Raw genomic sequence first — 16473 nt, forward strand, 5'->3', positions numbered from 1 at the left:
TCGCATTCCGCCATCACCCTCCTGACGGGCGCTTTATCCACGAGCGCAGGTATTGTCAAGAGGTCAAGCCCACCCTAACGGGTTTATTTTCAGTCGAGAACTAGCCGAGTAGGAGAGCACGCGTGACGCGCAGCGTGTACGTGACCGGGACCGACCGGGGCGACGGGCGCCAGGTCATCGAGCTGGGAGTCATGGAGCTCCTCACCCGCCATGTCGAGAAGGTGGGTGTCTTCCGCCCGCTCTTCCACGGCGACGGCCCCGACCGCCTCGTCGACCTGCTGCGGTCGCGCTACCGGATGGCGCAGTCCCCCGAGAGCGTGGTCGGCATGACCTACAACGAGGCGGCCGCCCTCCAGGCCGAGCGGGGCACGGACGAGCTCGTCTCCCAGCTCGTCGAGCGCTTCCACGCCGTCGCCCGCGACCACGAGTACGTCCTCGTCCTCGGCACCGACTTCGTGGGCACCACCCTCCCCGACGAGCTGGCCCTCAACGCCCGGCTGGCCAACGAGTTCGCCGCGTCCGTGCTCACGGTCGTCGGCGGCCAGGAGCAGTCGGCCGAGTCGGTGCGGGCCGAGGCCCGCAACGCCTTCCGCGCCTACCAGTCGCTGGGCTGCGACGTCGTCGCCCTGGTCGTCAACCGGGTGGCTCCGGCCGACCGCGAGGCCGTCGCCGAGCGACTGTCCGCGAGCCTGCCCGTGCCCTGCTACGCCCTGCCCGAGGACAGCGCGCTGTCCGCGCCGACCGTGCGCCAGATCGTCCAGCAGCTGGACGCCGAGGTGCTGCTCGGCGACGACTCCGGGCTCGCCCGCGACGCCAAGGACTTCGTCTTCGGCGGCGCCATGCTGCCCGTCTTCCTGCCCGCCCTGACCGAGGGCTGCCTGGTGGTCACCCCCGGCGACCGCGTGGACCTGATCATCGGCGCGCTGGCCGCGCACAGCGCGGGCGCCCCGGCCATAGCCGGTGTGCTGCTGACCCTGGACGAGCGCCCGGGCCCGGACATCCTGGCGCTGGCCGGCCGGCTGGCCCCGGGCACGCCGGTGGTCTCCGTGCCCGGCGGGTCCTTCCCCACCGCCGCCGAGCTCTTCGCCATCGAGGGCAAGCTGGAGGCGTCCTCGCCGCGCAAGGCGGAGACCGCGCTGGGCCTCTTCGAGCGCCACGTGGACACCGCCGAGCTGACGAACCGCATCTCCGTGGCCCGCTCCGAGCGCGTCACGCCGATGATGTTCGAGCACGAGCTGATCCAGCGCTCCCGCTCCGCCCGCCGCCGGGTCGTCCTCCCCGAGGGCACCGAGGAGCGCGTGCTGCGCGCCGCCGACGTGCTGCTGCGCCGGGACGTCTGCGACATCATCCTGCTGGGCGAGGAGGACGCGATCCGCAAGCGCGCCGCCGAGCTGAGCATCGACCTGGCCGACGCCCAGCTGATCGACCCGACGACCTCGCCGCTGCGCGAGCGCTTCGCCGAGATCTACGCCAAGGCCCGCGCCCACAAGGGCATGACCGTCGAGCTGGCCCACGACGTCGTCGCCGACGTCTCCTACTTCGGCACCCTGATGGTCCAGGAGGGCCTGGCCGACGGCATGGTCTCCGGCGCGGTGCACTCCACCGCCGCCACCATCCGCCCCGCCTTCGAGATCATCAAGACCGCGCCGGGCGCCCAGATCGTCTCCTCGGTCTTCTTCATGTGCCTGGCCGACCGGGTCCTGGTCTACGGCGACTGTGCGGTCAACCCCGACCCGAACGCCGAGCAGCTCGCGGACATCGCCATCCAGTCCGCCGAGACCGCCGAGCAGTTCGGCGTCGAGCCGCGCGTGGCGATGCTGTCGTACTCCACCGGCACCTCCGGCTCCGGCGCGGACGTCGACAAGGTCCGCAAGGCCACCGAGCTGGTCCGCGAGCGCCGCCCCGACCTCAAGGTCGAGGGCCCGATCCAGTACGACGCCGCCGTAGACGCCCGCGTCGCCGCGACCAAGCTGCCCGGCTCCGAGGTCGCCGGCAAGGCCACGGTGCTGGTCTTCCCCGACCTGAACACCGGCAACAACACCTACAAGGCCGTCCAGCGCTCGGCCGGCGCGGTCGCGGTGGGCCCGGTCCTCCAGGGCCTGCGCAAGCCCGTCAACGACCTGTCGCGCGGCGCGCTGGTCCAGGACATCGTGAACACCGTGGCGATCACCGCCATCCAGGCCCAGGGCGAGCAGCGCGGCGAGCGCGTCGAGCCCTGATCCGCCCCGCGGGGCCGGGGCACCACGCCCCGGCCCCGCACCCATGAGACCTCCGAACCCCCACACGGAAAGCCCAGATGACTTCCAACGCCACCCGAGTCCTCGTCCTCAACTCCGGCTCGTCCTCGCTCAAGTACCAGCTGCTCGACATGGCCGACGGCGCCCGGCTGGCCGCCGGTCTGGTCGAGCGCATCGGCGAGGAGACCTCGCGGCTGGCGCACACCCCGCTGGCCTCCGGTGGCGACAAGCGTGAGCGCACCGGCCCGATCGCCGACCACGACGCCGCCCTCCAGGCCGTCGCGGCGGAGCTCGCCGCCGACGGGCTGGGCCTGGACTCCCCGGAGCTGGCCGCGATCGGCCACCGCGTCGTGCACGGCGGCAGCGAGTTCACCGAGCCGACCCTGATCACCGACGAGGTCGTCGCGGAGATCGAGCGCCTGATCCCGGTGGCGCCGCTGCACAACCCGGCCAACATCACCGGCATCCGCACGGCCCGGGCGCTGCGCCCGGACCTGCCGCAGGTCGCGGTGTTCGACACCGCCTTCCACACCACGATGCCGGAGTCGGCCGCGCGCTACGCGATCGACACCGCGACGGCGGACGCGCACATGATCCGCCGCTACGGCTTCCACGGCACCTCGCACGCCTACGTCTCCCGCGAGACCGCGAAGCTGCTGGGCAAGGCCCCTGAAGAGGTCAACGTCATCGTCCTCCACCTGGGCAACGGCGCCTCGGCCTCCGCGGTGAAGGGCGGCCGCTGCGTCGACACCTCCATGGGCCTCACCCCGCTGGAGGGCCTGGTCATGGGCACCCGCTCCGGCGACCTGGACCCGGCGGTGCTGCTGCACCTGTCCCGCAACGCGGGGATGTCCGTCGACGAGATCGACTCGCTCCTCAACAAGAAGAGCGGTCTGATCGGACTGTGCGGCGACAACGACATGCGCGAGATCCGCCGGCGCATCGACGAGGGCGACGAGCGGGCGGCGCTCGCCTTCGACATCTACGTGCACCGGCTGAAGAAGTACATCGGCGCCTACTACGCGGTCCTGGGCAAGGTCGACGCCGTGGCCTTCACCGCGGGCGTGGGCGAGAACGCGGCCCCGGTCCGCGAGGCCGCCGTGGCGGGCCTGGAGGAGCTGGGCCTGGTCGTGGACGCCGGGCTGAACGAGATCCGTTCGGGCGAGCCGCGGCTGATCTCCCCCGAGTACGCGCGGGTGGCGGTGGCGGTGGTCCCGACCGATGAGGAGCTGGAGATCGCCACGCAGGCGTACGCGCTGGTCAGCTCTTGATCGGCGGATGCTTCATAAACCGTTCCTTGGTCTTTCCCACAGCTCGAATATTCCGCTCCGAAACAAACCGATAGGATCTGCCCCATGCGCCGTTCCAAAATCGTCTGCACCCTGGGCCCTGCCGTCGACTCCTTCGACCAGCTGAAGTCGCTGATCGAGGCCGGTATGAACGTGGCCCGTTTCAACATGAGCCACGGGTCCCACTCGGAGCACGAGGAGCGGTACAACCGCCTCCGCAAGGCCTCGGAGGAGACCGGCCGCGCGGTGGGCGTGCTGGCCGACCTCCAGGGCCCGAAGATCCGCCTGGAGACCTTCGCGGACGGCCCCGTGGAGCTGGTGCGCGGTGACGAGTTCGTCATCACCACCGAGGACGTCCCGGGCGACCGGACGATCTGCGGCACGACCTACAAGGGCCTGCCCGGCGACGTCGTCAAGGGCGACCAGGTCCTGATCAACGACGGCAACGTCGAGCTGCGGGTCACCGAGGTCGACGGCCCGCGCGTGAAGACGATCGTCATCGAGGGCGGTGTCATCTCCGACCACAAGGGCATCAACCTGCCCGGCGCGGCGGTGAACGTCCCGGCGCTGTCCGAGAAGGACATCGAGGACCTGAAGTTCGCCCTCGCCATGGGCTGCGACATGGTGGCGCTGTCCTTCGTCCGCGACGCCAAGGACGTCCAGGACGTCCACCGCGTCATGGACCAGGTCGGCCGCCGCGTGCCGGTCATCGCCAAGGTCGAGAAGCCGCAGGCCGTCGAGAACATGATCGAGGTCGTCATGGCCTTCGACGGTGTGATGGTGGCCCGTGGCGACCTGGCGGTGGAGTACCCGCTGGAGCGCGTCCCGATGGTGCAGAAGCGCCTGATCGAGATGTGCCGCCGCAACGCCAAGCCGGTGATCGTCGCGACCCAGATGATGGAGTCGATGATCACCAACTCCCGTCCCACGCGTGCCGAGGCGTCTGACGTCGCCAACGCCATCCTGGACGGCGCGGACGCGGTCATGCTCTCCGCCGAGTCCTCGGTCGGCGCCTACCCGATCGAGACCGTCAAGACGATGTCCCGCATCGTCGAGGCGGCCGAGCAGGAGCTCCTCTCCAAGGGCCTCCAGCCGCTCGTCCCGGGCAAGAAGCCGCGTACGCAGGGCGGTTCCGTCGCCCGCGCCGCGTGCGAGATCGCGGACTTCCTGGGCGGCAAGGCCCTGGTCGCCTTCACCAAGTCCGGTGACACCGCCCGCCGGCTGTCCCGCTACCGCACGGCGCAGCCGATCCTGGCCTTCACCACGGACGCCTCGACCCGCAACCAGCTCACGCTGAGCTGGGGCGTCGAGACCTATGTGGTCCCGCACGTGGACAACACGGACGCGATGGTCGACCTGGTCGACGCCGAGCTGCTCAAGCTCAAGCGTTACACCGAGGGCGACATCATGATCATCACGGCCGGCTCCCCGCCCGGCATCCCCGGCACCACCAACATGGTGCGGGTGCACCACCTCGGCGGCGAGAACCGCTAGGTTCCGGCGCCGGTACGCGCACGACGGCCGTGGCCGCCGTCCCCCTCGCGGGGGCGGCGGCCACGGCCGTTATTGCGGATACGTGCCGTCGGTCAGGTACTGGCGGAGGTTCGGGATGTGCAGCGTCCCGCCGAACTGCCCCGCCTGACGGATCTTCACATGGGTGAAGAAGATCGGGATCGGCAGCTTCAGCCCCGGGATCAGCGGCGGCAGGTGCGTCGGCGACTGGGTCGACGGGAGGACCCCGAGGAGATTCCCCTTCAGCTCCTCCGTGTACATGGTGATCTTGTCGCCCTTGGCGGCCTTGAGCGTCGAGGTCGTCCCCATCCCGGCCACGTGGTACTGCTTCCCCCGGCTGTTGACGATCTGGTGCAGATCCCTGATGTCCAGGGCGTCCGCGGTGAACTTGAGCACCTGCTTCTGCTGCCCGTTCGCCATCGTGATGCGCTTGACGCCCTCGTAGGTGAGACCGGTGAGGGTGAGCCTGCTCGCCTCCAGGTACCAGGGCTGCCCGGGAAAGGCGCGCTTCTCGTTCTCGTCGACGACCGTGCCCTTGGGACAGGGAACCGGCGGCTTGTCGCCGGCCTCCCCGGTGGGCGAGGGGGTGGGCGATTCCGTGGCGGACGCGGAAGGGGACGGGGTCGCGGAAGGGGACGGGGTCGCGGACGCCTTCGGTCCGGTCGTCGGCCCGGGCTGTCCGGCTCCCGGCGTGGCCTTGCCCGCCTGCGGCTGTGCCGACCGCGCCGACGGTGACGGCGCGGGCGACGGTGCGCGCGAGGGCGACGTCGACGGGCCGGTCGCGGTGGTCGGCGCGGCCGGCTGCGCCTCGCTCTTCCGGCCGGTCAGGATGTCGGTCAGCTTCTCGCCGAGACCCAGCGGATCCAGCGGGTTCACCTTCTTGGAAGGCGAGGAAACCGGTGCCGGAACGCGATCCGGTACGGGCGTGGGCTTCGCGGACGCGGACGGCGAGGGCTGCCCCTCGGGTACGGGCACGGGTGCGGGTATGGGCTTGGCCTTGGCCCCCGGGGCCCCCACGGCCCCGGGGCTCGCGCCCGTGCCCGTACCCGGGCTTTCGGTCGGCCCCGGGCTCGCGCCCGTGTCCTTCCCTGCCTGCGGCGAGGGCGTCCCGCCCTCCGGCGTCTCCGGGGTCACGTCCGGCGCGGTCACGCACCCCGCGTCCCCAAAGGGGTTCAACGGCTGTGCGGGCTTGGCCTGGGCCAGTGTGGGCGTGAGGCCCATGCCCATCAGCACGGCACCGGGCATCGCCGCCAGGGCGACCGCCTTGCCGGCCGGCATGTTCAGCCGGGCCAGCAGCGGCTTTCTCGGCGCGGCGTGACGCGGACCGCGCACGCCGCCGTGTGCGTGGTCAGTCGGCACGGTGCCTCCCCGCAAACTCGTCGGCCGGCGCGGGCTGCGGCTGCCCCGGCGCCCAGGACACCCCCAGGCCACCGCCGATCAGCGCCAGCAGGAATCCGATCAGGAAGGCGCCGAAGTTGGAGACGACGAGGGAGACCAGCGCGAGGAGGATCGCGGCGACACCGGCGAAGACCCTCGACTGCGGCTGGTACCACATGGTCAGGCCCAGCACGATCAGCAGCACGCCGATGATCAGCGATCCGGCGCCGGCCGTCGTGGCCATCCGGAACTGGAGATCGCCCAGCGAGACCGTCTGGTACGGGATGTACATGACCGGGACACCGGCCAGGATGCACAACAGCCCGCCCCAGAAGGGGCGTCGGCCCCGCCAGTCCCAGAACGAACGGCGGGTGCGGCCGAGCGTGTCGATCAGCCGTGGTCGCGTATCGGCGCTCATGGTGTACAGCTCCTCGGGACTGGCGAATCGGTGATGCGTGGCGCTCACGGACGCGGACGCGGTCGCGGCCACGAACGCGGTCGCGGAGGGCGGCCGGGTCCGGGCGTGGGCCGGGCGGCCCGGTCCACGCCCGTCCCGTCACTCCAGCTCCGAGTCCTTGAAGCACTCGTTCTTGCCGAAGCCGACGCTCATCTTCAGGCCCTTGAGAGTGAAGGTGCCCGCCGTGGTCGCCCACGCCCGCTGCTTGGCATTGGTGAAGGTGACCTTCTTGGCCTGCTGGGCGAACGAGCCCGGCACGTACTTGTCACCGGCGTGCGGGCCGGGGCCCTTGCCGGCGCCCTTGCCCTTGAGGGTGTCGTCCACCGAGACGCCGATGTCGATGTCCTCGAACTCCGCGTCGGCCTTGAGGACGTCCGCGTCGATGTAGAGCTGCTTGGCGTCGACCGCTTCCTTGTCGCCCGCCTTGAGCACCATCGAGACGTCCTGGCCGATGAGCGGGATGGGGACGACGACGGACTGGCAGAGATTGTTGATCGTGGCGTGGTTCACGCCGACGACCGCCACGGGATGGGCACCCTTCGAGTTCTGCTCGAGAGCGCCGTACTGGACGAAGTCCTCGCCCACCATCTTCCCGGCCGCGACCTTGAACTGCTGGCCCGAAACACTGAACGACGCCGCGAGGGCGCCCTGCGCGACCGCCACACCGACCGCGGCCGAGGCCGCGACACCGGGCACCATGACGACGGCGAACCTGCGCCATCTGGTCCCACCACGAGTCCGGTCCTTCACGACTTTCCTCCTTCTCGGACGTACATCCCCGGTGCGGGCCGGCGGCCCGCGCGGGGATGGGAGAAGAGCTACGTCCTCGGGAAGAAGAGCACCGTGGCGTCCGCTGGCGCCTGCCGCGCCCGTCACACACCGGCGATCACCCCCGAGCGACAACCACTGGCCACGCCTTCGCGCAACCGGCGGAACAGGCCCCGCCGTTGACGCACGGGGACCCCCCTGTCCCAGAACCGGCGGATGTGCCGCCGGCCCGCCCGGTGGGGACCCGCGACCCGCGCACGACCGACGGCCGGGCGGGGAGCGGACCGGGCTGGCCCGATCGTGGTCCATCGCGGGCCGGGGCACAAGAGGTTGATTACTTGCGAGTAACGAGCGGATAACCAACGGACGGCCGGTATGTATCGGCACTTGGCCGCACGACGCCGGAACGTAACCGCGACCGAGGGGGCACAACAGAAAAACCCGGGCGAATGCCCGGGTTTTCCTTACCGCGCGTAACAGTGGCCGCGTTTACCAAGTTTTGGTAAAGCGCAGTCGCCCGTTCCGCCTGTGACGAGGGAGGGACGAGTGCCCGTCGAGCGCCCGTCAGAACAGGGCGCGGGACAGCGCGGTACGCGCCGCCGTCACCCTCGGATCGTCGGGACCGATCACCTCGAAGAGCTCCAGCAGCCGCACGCGCGCGGCGTCGCGGTCCTCCCCCGCCGTCCGCTTCACGGCGTCGATCAACCGCCCGAAGGCGTCCTCGACATGCCCGCCGACGAGATCGAGATCGGCGGCGGCGATCTGCGCGGTCACATCGCCCGGCGCGTCGGCGGCCGCCTTGCGCACCGCCTGCGCGTCCATGCCCTGGACCCGCTGGAGGAGCTGCGCCTGGGCGAGCCCCAGCTTGGCCTCGGCGTTGGCCGGGTCGTCGGACAGCACGTTCTCGTAGGCGCGGACGGCACCGCCCAGGTCACCCGCGTCCAGCGCGTCGTGCGCGGCGGACAGGGCGATGTCGTGGGGGCCGGCGGGCGCCTGCGGCGCGGCGGCCTCGCCCCCCTCTCCCGGCTCTCCCGGCGCGACGGGCGCGCCCACGATGCCGAAGCGCTGCTCCGCCACCGCGATCAGCTGGTCGAGCACCTGACGGATCTGGGCCTCGGGGGCCGCGCCCTGGAACAGCGGCAGGGCCTGGCCGGCCACGACGGCGAACACGGCCGGGATGGACTGGACGCCGAACTGCTGGAAGAGCAGCTGATTGGCCTCGACGTCCACCTTGGCGAGGACGAAGCGCCCCGCGTATTCGTCGGCCAGCCGCTCCAGCAGCGGGCCGAGCTGCTTGCACGGCTCGCACCAGTCGGCCCAGAAGTCGATGACGACGGGCACCTCGGCGGACCGCTGAAGGACCTCCGCCTCGAAGCCGGCCTCGTCGACGTCGAAGACGAGGCGGCCCGCTGCCGGGGCCACACCCTGGCGCACGGCCTCCGCGCGCACCTGCTCCGCCTTCTGCTTCGCTTCCCCGGCCGCCTTCACCGCGGCGAGGTCGACCACTCCACTCATGGACATATTCCGTGGCTGCATGGCCCTATCCTCCCCCCTCGGCACGGCGAACCGGAAAACCGGCGGACAACGGCTGACTGTCGGCACCGGGTCCCCACCGGGCGCCTGTGGTTGTCGCTCTTACGCTACGAGCCGTAGCGTAACTGCAACGACCACTCCCCGGCCCTGTGATCTGCCTCATACCCGGCGACCTACTCGGCGGTAAGGTCCCTCCATGAGCTCCACCGCCCCTCCCCCGGCCCGCCGCACGGGCCGCCCCCGCAACGCCGAGGCCGACCGCGCCATCCTCGACGCGACCCGCGCGGCCCTGGTCGAGCTGGGCTGGGGCAAGCTGACGCTGGGCGACGTCGCGACCCGCGCGGGAGTCGCCAAGACCACCCTCTACCGCCGCTGGGCGGGCAAGAACGAACTCGTGGTGGACGCGGTGGCCGCCCTCTTCGACGAGCACCTGGAACTCCCCGACCGCGGCAGCCTCCAGGCCGACATCGAGGGCGTCGTCCTCCAGTTCGCCGCGCTGCTGGAACGGCCCGAGACCAAGACGGCCCTCATGGCGGTGGTGGCCGAATCCACCCGCGACGACGCGCTGCGCGACCGCATCCGCTCCGCGATCGTGGACCGCCAGAAGTCCCTGGTCCTCCTGGGCCGAGCCCGCGCCCAGGCCCGCGGGGAGCTGCCCTATGAAGAGGACACGGCCGCGGCACACCGCAACGCGGACCTCATCTTCGACGTCATCGCCGGCGCGGTGGTCCACCGCACCCTGGTAAGCGCGAAACCGGTGGACCCGGAGTGGGCGAGCGGCCTCGCGGGGCTGCTGGTGGGCGGGCTGGCATCGATGGCGGGGCCAGGGGGCCAGACATCGGGTCATGGGCCTGCCTCCGCATAGGCCCGCGCGAGGGCCGGGCGGCCTGCGGGGCACCTACCGGGCAGCCGGCATGTTGCCGTGCCGCCAGTCGTCCACGCGCTTCCGGATGCCGGGAACCATGGGAAGCGCGTCGATCTCCCCGGGCTCGAACCAACGGACGTCCGTGGACTCCTCGGACACCGCCAGACACCCCGCCACCTGGCGCGCCAGAAAGCAGATCGAGAATTCCTGCCGCACCTCGCCGTCGTCGTAGGCGAAGACGTGCCGAGGGTTGGAGTACGTACCGACGATCCCGATGACCTCGACGTCGATTCCGGTCTCCTCTTTGGTCTCGCGCACCGCGCAGTCCGGCAGCGACTCGCCGATACGCATCCCGCCCCCGGGGAGCGCCCACATGCCGTTGTCGCGGCGGCGCTGGAGGAGGACGCGCCCGGCGTCATCGACCACGACGGCGGAGGCAGCCGGAACGAGGCTGTTCGCGGCCGGGGCGTGCGGATCGTCCTCGTAGTCGCGCCTACCCATCGCGTCATTCTCCTCCCCATACCGGAGTTCCCCGGTTCCACAGTTGCTCGACGTGCGAGGCGAAGCGGTCGAACATGCCGTCGTTCTGGTGCCGGCGCAGATGCAGCGTGGGAGCATCGTGCCCGACGTGATGAGTGAGCAGGGGAGTCACGATCATGTCGTCATCGAAGCGGAACACCGAGAGGTACGCGTGCCCGTCGCTATACCTCGCGTCAATGCCTGCCTGCTCCTTGATCTTCTCAAGCTCGGCGAGCGTCACGCGGATACGAGTGGAGAGGGTCAGCGCGACCCCCTCCTCCTGCTCCCGCGCCTGTGTCAGGTCGCTCTCAGGATGGCCGAGCAAGAACCGCACACGGCACCCCTGCGTCGCCTTACGGCGCAGCGCCGTCCCGAACCGTGCTTGCTCGAGCCAGAGAAAGTAGTTCGTGTACCCAGCGAATGCCAGTTCCCGCTCCGCCTTGGTGATCAGTGAGCGCCACAGCGACGACGGACAAGCAGAGCGGTATGGATAGACCGAGATGACTTCACGGTCCGGCCCAACCTTGATCGCCTTCTTCGCGGCTGCCGGCCACAACACGGCTTCGTCCTCTCCGACCGCTTCGCAGACCGCCCAGCGGTGCCGGGCGTGAGGAACCCGTTCCGGCCTGGTGATCCATCGGCCAACGGTCTTGACGTCAACGCCGCACCGATCAGCCAACTGGCGGTCGGTCACCCGCGCCTGAGCCATGGCACGGCGCAGTGCTTCGTTCACGGATACCCCCAGGGACGTTTGGAACGCTTCGCAACGTACTCCGACTCCGTGCCCAACGTCCCCGGAAGGCGGTAGGAACGCCCCGTCCGGTTCGCAAGTGTTGGTTCTTGACCGAAGAAACCCCCGCGACCGCGCAATCGGTCCGGGGGCGTGGCCAACGCTGAAAAGGAGCGTCGACATGCGCAACTCTAGCTCGAAGCGGATTTGGTGGCTGAGGAAGCTCCTCGGTCTGGACCTGCATGCCCCCACCAGCGCCCCCGCACTTCACCAGGCGGCACCGCCGCCTGCCCCCACCCCGCACAACCGCGCTCAGGTGCCCCAGAGTTACCAGTGCGCCCCTCTTTCGGGCGGCGAGTACGTCGTGATCGCGACGGCCCACGGTCTGAACATCGTGCCCAGGCAGCCCTCGTGCGAAGAAGAGGTGAACCGGTGAACGCCTCCACGAAGACCCCCGTCGGCTCGTATGCCCTCGACCCCGTCTGGTACAGGGTTGGCCGAGTGGTGAGCATCGGCCGCGACGGCGTCAGGCTCAGGCCACTTGAGGGCGAAGGCGGCTCGGACTGGGACGCACACCCGTGCTTCCTTCGACCGGCGACGCCCAACGAAGTGATGTCCGCGAAGGTCAAGGCCGCGAACGCCGCCGCAAGAAGGGGAAGATGAGCACCCACGCGATCGTTCAACTACATAGCTCAGGTGTCATGCCCCCGGGCCCCAGAAGTGCCGCGAGGGGATAACCGCCAAACACCCAGGGGCCCCGACGGATCTTCATCCACCGGGGCCCCTGACGCCTACATGTGAGTTAGCCGCTATGCCTGTGCAAGCCGGTCGATCCACCGCCGACATACGTCCACGGTGACGGGCTCAAACAGTTCTGGGGTCGACACTTCGAAGAGGAACTGGGTCAGCAAATCAACATCTGGCTCGTCGAACTCCAAGCGATCCAGCATATGCACCGCTCCGGACCACTTAGGTAGTTCAACGATATTCAATTCTCCCGCTACGCACCGTTGCAGGACATCCCTGACAACAGTGCGATTCAGGCATACTGGAGGCCCATCGTGCCGATCACAACGATTGGCGTCTTCAATCAAGCCGTCCAAGGAGGCATTCCATCGGATCAGGCTAGTAAGCGCCGCACATGTCTCTGAGCCCATACTCGGCGGAATCCTTACTTGAACTTGACGTGGGCAATGTTCCCATCCGGAAGGAACGTCGTCTTGATGGTCATCTCCGTAACACCTTCGGAGTTAACTCGCTTCCGGTAGATCGCGAAAGACTTCGGAACTATCCCCGGGACCTTGTAACTGAACTCGGCGCCACCTCCAGCGAGGCGGACTATCTCGGGGATCTCAGCTGCACCAGGACTCCCCTTCATAAACTTGGTTAAACTCTTCCGCAACTCAGGAGAAAGATCATCTACACCACGCGCCGCCGCAACCTTTTCTCCCCGCGTCAGCTTGACAGCACAAGCTCCACTTGAATTATGGACGAGCACCGGAGTTGATCCCGCAAGCACATAGTACGTGTGGAGACCTTCAATAGAAAGGTTGTAGGTACGTGCGCGTTGATCGTAGGGGCGATTGGATTGAACCCGGAGCGCGGTTTGATCACTGCTCAAGAGACTGTTGCCGGGCTTTAGGTCCCCAGCTTCGAGCCACTTACGCTCCGACGGGCTCCAGAACGGGTGCTCGTGAGTTGCGGTGAGCTTCTCAAGCCCGCCCGGGGTGTCGATCGTCAGTTCATTGAAGTGCTTGTCGTCTTCCGTGACGATCAAATGGGCAACTCGACGTGGTGCCGTCTTCCCGCTCAGCGGGTCGGCTGCAAGGACCTGATCGCCTTGATGGACGTCCTCGATATTCTTTGTCGATCCATCGCCCATCAGCACTTTGGTGCCCGCCAAGAAGCATTTGCAGCCTTTTCGGAAGAAGCGCGTTTTCTTTACGAGCCATTCGACCCCTTCCGCCGCCTTCCCGCCCAACTTGGCAAGCTTCCCGCCCTTACCCACCGGGCCGATTGCCAAGGCTGCCCACCCGCAGGTCTTGTTGAAGCCAAATTCCTCCTTACACTCGAGGACAGCAGGACCATCAAGCAAGTTCCAGACGAACTTTTCTTCCTTGGTCCATGTCTCCGGGTCATCCCAGCGATATCCGTCTGGCAGCAAGGGGCGTACTTTACGGTCCCGGGCCTGGGCTTCTACTTCTTCGCGCTTGCGCTTTGCTACCGCTTTAGCCTCTTCGTGCGCTTGATCCTCGGCGTTCTTCTGAGCGAGTGCCTCTTCATATTCGATCGCCTGCAGTTCGAAAACGCGCGCTTGGACCTTTGCTGTATAAACCTTGGCGGCATCGGCATCTTCGCCGGCCTGCCGTGCGTATTCTTCTGCTATATCAGCCGACGCATATGCATCGTCGGCGAAGGAACTGGCCCAATCAGCCGATGTTTGAGCCTGGTCTGCATATTCTTCTGCGGCTGCGGCATCGCTTTCTGCGGCGGCAGCTGCCTCGGTGGCTGACTGTGCCGACTTGGCTGCATCTGTTGCCGATACTTCAGCCTGCTGTGCGAATCCCTTGGCCTGCGAGGAGTATTCAACTGCCTTACCTGCCGACTCGGCCGCTTGATCCGCATACTTCTTCGCGTCCGTAGCTGCTTTATCAGCCGTCAGCGCCGCGATGGCTGCTTCGGCGGCATTCTTCTGCGCGGTCGCGGCGGCTACCGACGCTTCGGCGATGAGCTGTTTGACCGAGGCTATGTGCGTCGCGGCAAGGTGGTCCTGACGAGCCGTGGCGTACTGCCCCATCTGGATAAAGGCATGCAGGTACTCGCGTGGCGCATGAAGAGCGACCTCGGCCGCCGCCTTGGTTTCGGGGCCTCCGCTGTCTGTGAGCTGGGTGGCACGGATGCGCTCGTCGATCTCCCGGGCGGCGTACTGGCCTTCGCTGATGAACTCCCGCAGCTTGTCGACCGAGCCGCTCAGGAGGACTTCGCGTGCCTCATCCTTGACCTTGCGGCCACCGGCGTCGGCGATCTGAGTGACACGGATCTGGTAATCGGTCCGAGCGGCCTCGTGCTGGCCCTTGCTCAGGAACTCGCCGATCTGCTTCGCGTCGCCCTTGAGCGCCTCCTTCGCTGCCTTGCGGACGTTGTCGAGGCTGCTTTCCAGAGCCAGGCGCTGGACCTCCCCGCGATCGTCCTCAAACGTGGCCTGCTGCAGACCGGTCCGTAAGTATTCGCGGATTTTGTCGTCGCTGCCGGCGAACGCGGTTTTGGCTGCCGCCCGGCTCCAAGGACCGCGAGCCCTCATCGCCCAGACGGCCACCTTGCGGCCCTTGACGGCCATCTCCTTGGCGTCGACGCCCGGCTTGGCTGCCTCGGCGGCCAGGCGGGCCGCCTCGTCGTCGAGATCCTTGCGCTTCTTCTCCGCACGTGCCGCTTCGGCCTTGGCCTTCTCCTTCGCCTGCGAAAGTGCCTTGGCCTGCGCGATCCTGGCGTTCTTCCTGGTCTCGAGCTCCTCTTCCTCGACCTGCCGGGCGACGTCCTGCACCTTGCGTGCGGTGGCCACAGCGGAGTTCGCTTGATCGGCTGCCTCCTGGGCGGCCTTCGCATGGTTCTTGGACTGCTCGGCCGCCGTGGCCGCTTCACCGGCGTGCTTGGCGGCTTCTTCGGCCGCCTTCGCCGCGTTCTCGGCGTGCACAGCGGCGGAGCGAGCAGCCCGCTCGGCCTCGTCCGCCGCGCCCGCAGCGACCCTGGCCAGGTACTGAGCTCGCTTGGCCGCACGAGCGGCCTCCCGAGCCTGGCTGCGAGCCGTACCCGCCCATTCGCGGGCCAGTGCGGCCTGCTCAGCTGCCTCACCCGCGTACCCGCCGGCCTCGTCCGCCGAAGCGGCTGCCACTTCAGCGTTCTCGGCAGCGCTGATGGCCGCACTTACGGCGACATCAACAGCTTGGGCAGCGGCCTTGGCCTGTGAAGCAGCCTCCGCCGATGTGACAGCAGCCTTGGCCGCGTTGTGCGCGACCTCGGCGGCCTCCTTTGCCGCGTCCGCAAGACCGGCATCCATAGCAGCGCCCGCAGCGGCGTCACGCGCTCGTGCCCCTGCCTCGGCAGCAGCTGCGGCCGCAGCCGAGGCCTGAGCCGCGGCATTCGCGGCCATCCTCGCCGCGTAGTTGGCGGCCTGCGCAGCCCCGATGGCCTCCTGTGCCGCCTGAGCAGCGCCTGCCGCGGCGTCCGCCGCACGGCCTGCGGCATCGGCAGCCCGGCCCGCGTCCTTGCCTGCTGCCTTCGTCTCGGCTGCCGCCCTCTTCGCGGCTTCCTTGGCCAGTTCTGCTGCCTTCACCGCGCGTTCCGAAGCCGCCTTGGCCTCTTCGGTCTGCCGCTTGGCGACTTCACCGGCTTCCTTCGCCTGCTGGGCCAGCTGGGAGACGGTGGCTCGCTCCTGGTCACGGGAACGGGCGATGTACTGGCCGACGTTCAGGAACTCCCGGATGTCCTCGATAGAGCCCCGTAGCGCGACCTCAGCGGCTTCCTTCGTCGCCGGTCCGCCCGCGTCCAGGATCCGGGTGACCCGGATCTTGTCATCGGAGTCGCGCGCCTCGTACTGGCCCTCGTCGATGAACTTGCGGATGTCCTCCACGGACCCTTGGAGCGCGGCCGTCCCTGCTCGCCTGACCGCAGGGCCGCCGGTGCTGACGATGCGCGTGGCCGCGATCTTCAGGTCCGTCTCATGCGGCTCTTGCCAGCCGTCCTTGAGGAAGTTGTGCAGGTCCTCGGCGGAACCAGTAAGGGCGTTGTACGCAGCCTGCCGGACTTTCGCCCCACCCGCCCCAGCGATGCGGGTCGCATCGATGAGGTCATCGCTGCGCTCAGCGGCGTCCTTGCCTTCGGCGAGGAACTTGCGGACGTCCTCGTCGCTCCCCATGAGCGCGGCTTCGGCCGCTGTCTTGACGTGGCGTCCACCGAGCTCCCATAGGTCGACGACTCGGCTCCGATCAGTGACGAGAGGAGCCCCGTCACCGTTCACCGGTGTCCCGTCCGCCGCAGCCGGTCCCGCCCCGAGCAGACCTAAGACGAGCGCCATCGGGAGCAGGCGCAGGCGCAGCGTATGCATGCCGAGCCCCCGCATCCCCCCGGATCTACTCAAGTAGAGGTTGTCTCTCACTACTGAATTCATTCCTTGTCACATACCGAGTGCC

12 protein-coding genes and 1 pseudogene are annotated in these 16473 nt (G+C 68.6%); 5 read left to right on the plus strand and 8 right to left on the minus strand.

Going from position 1 to position 16473, the window contains the following annotated elements:
• Window positions 1-122 precede the first annotated feature (122 nt).
• From pta to pyk, 3 genes are all read left to right on the plus strand, one after another.
• Window positions 123-2219 (plus strand): phosphate acetyltransferase, encoded by a 2097-nt coding sequence (gene pta / locus RM609_RS17445; protein ID WP_311611925.1) that lies wholly within the window; start codon window positions 123-125, stop codon window positions 2217-2219.
• Window positions 2220-2296: 77 nt separating this feature from the next.
• Window positions 2297-3508, plus strand: coding sequence for an acetate kinase (locus RM609_RS17450; protein WP_311611926.1), 1212 nt, complete (start codon window positions 2297-2299; stop codon window positions 3506-3508).
• 84 nt (window positions 3509-3592) lie between these two features.
• Window positions 3593-5020, plus strand: a complete 1428-nt coding sequence (gene pyk / locus RM609_RS17455) for a pyruvate kinase (protein ID WP_311611928.1) — start codon at window positions 3593-3595, stop codon at window positions 5018-5020.
• Between the two features lie 69 nt (window positions 5021-5089).
• Here pyk and RM609_RS17460 read toward each other — a convergent pair whose 3' ends face one another.
• The 4 genes and pseudogenes from RM609_RS17460 to RM609_RS17475 all read right to left on the minus strand — a co-directional run bounded on the left by RM609_RS17460 (window position 5090) and on the right by RM609_RS17475 (window position 9176).
• Window positions 5090-6397 (minus strand): hypothetical protein, encoded by a 1308-nt coding sequence (locus RM609_RS17460; RefSeq protein ID WP_311611930.1) that lies wholly within the window; start codon window positions 6395-6397, stop codon window positions 5090-5092.
• Window positions 6398-6428: 31 nt separating this feature from the next.
• Window positions 6429-6833: pseudogene (locus RM609_RS17465) on the minus strand (DUF6114 domain-containing protein); the annotation flags it as partial.
• A 138-nt stretch (window positions 6834-6971) separates the two neighbouring features.
• Window positions 6972-7622, minus strand: a complete 651-nt coding sequence (locus RM609_RS17470) for a DUF6230 family protein (RefSeq protein WP_311611932.1) — start codon at window positions 7620-7622, stop codon at window positions 6972-6974.
• A 582-nt stretch (window positions 7623-8204) separates the two neighbouring features.
• Window positions 8205-9176, minus strand: a complete 972-nt coding sequence (locus tag RM609_RS17475; protein ID WP_311611933.1) for a tetratricopeptide repeat protein — start codon at window positions 9174-9176, stop codon at window positions 8205-8207.
• 193 nt (window positions 9177-9369) lie between these two features.
• Between RM609_RS17475 and RM609_RS17480 the strand changes: the two genes are divergently transcribed.
• Window positions 9370-10038, plus strand: coding sequence for a TetR/AcrR family transcriptional regulator (locus tag RM609_RS17480; RefSeq protein WP_311611934.1), 669 nt, complete (start codon window positions 9370-9372; stop codon window positions 10036-10038).
• A gap of 33 nt (window positions 10039-10071) precedes the next feature.
• Here the strand turns inward: RM609_RS17480 and RM609_RS17485 are convergent, their stop codons facing one another.
• Together RM609_RS17485 and RM609_RS17490 are read right to left on the minus strand one after the other, a co-directional pair.
• A complete protein-coding gene (locus tag RM609_RS17485; RefSeq protein ID WP_311611936.1) occupies window positions 10072-10539 on the minus strand; it encodes an NUDIX hydrolase in 468 nt (155 codons plus the stop codon).
• Window positions 10540-10543: 4 nt separating this feature from the next.
• Window positions 10544-11290: a DUF5919 domain-containing protein gene (locus RM609_RS17490; protein ID WP_311611938.1), complete on the minus strand. Its 747-nt coding sequence runs from the start codon at window positions 11288-11290 to the stop codon at window positions 10544-10546.
• 429 nt (window positions 11291-11719) lie between these two features.
• Between RM609_RS17490 and RM609_RS17495 the strand changes: the two genes are divergently transcribed.
• On the plus strand, window positions 11720-11950 hold the full coding sequence (locus RM609_RS17495) for a hypothetical protein (protein WP_311611939.1): 231 nt from the start codon (window positions 11720-11722) through the stop codon (window positions 11948-11950).
• Window positions 11951-12096: 146 nt separating this feature from the next.
• On the opposite strand, the gene RM609_RS17500 is transcribed toward RM609_RS17495, so the two are convergent.
• Window positions 12097-12225, minus strand: a complete 129-nt coding sequence (locus tag RM609_RS17500; RefSeq protein ID WP_311611941.1) for a hypothetical protein — start codon at window positions 12223-12225, stop codon at window positions 12097-12099.
• A 233-nt stretch (window positions 12226-12458) separates the two neighbouring features.
• Window positions 12459-16388: a polymorphic toxin-type HINT domain-containing protein gene (locus tag RM609_RS17505; RefSeq protein WP_311611942.1), complete on the minus strand. Its 3930-nt coding sequence runs from the start codon at window positions 16386-16388 to the stop codon at window positions 12459-12461.
• Window positions 16389-16473 lie beyond the last annotated feature (85 nt).

The organism is Streptomyces hesseae (assembly GCF_031845785.1).
Lineage (GTDB): Bacteria > Actinomycetota > Actinomycetes > Streptomycetales > Streptomycetaceae > Streptomyces > Streptomyces hesseae.

Excerpts from the sequence above, each read along its gene's own strand:
- RM609_RS17505 (WP_311611942.1), bottom strand. The coding sequence starts at position 16,388 with ATGCATACGCTGCGCCTGCGCCTGCTCCCGATGGCGCTCGTCTTAGGT.
- RM609_RS17485 (WP_311611936.1), bottom strand. The coding sequence starts at position 10,539 with ATGGGTAGGCGCGACTACGAGGACGATCCGCACGCCCCGGCCGCGAAC.
- RM609_RS17450 (WP_311611926.1), top strand. The coding sequence starts at position 2,297 with ATGACTTCCAACGCCACCCGAGTCCTCGTCCTCAACTCCGGCTCGTCC.
- pyk (WP_311611928.1), top strand. The coding sequence starts at position 3,593 with ATGCGCCGTTCCAAAATCGTCTGCACCCTGGGCCCTGCCGTCGACTCC.
- RM609_RS17475 (WP_311611933.1), bottom strand. The coding sequence starts at position 9,176 with ATGCAGCCACGGAATATGTCCATGAGTGGAGTGGTCGACCTCGCCGCG.
- RM609_RS17480 (WP_311611934.1), top strand. The coding sequence starts at position 9,370 with ATGAGCTCCACCGCCCCTCCCCCGGCCCGCCGCACGGGCCGCCCCCGC.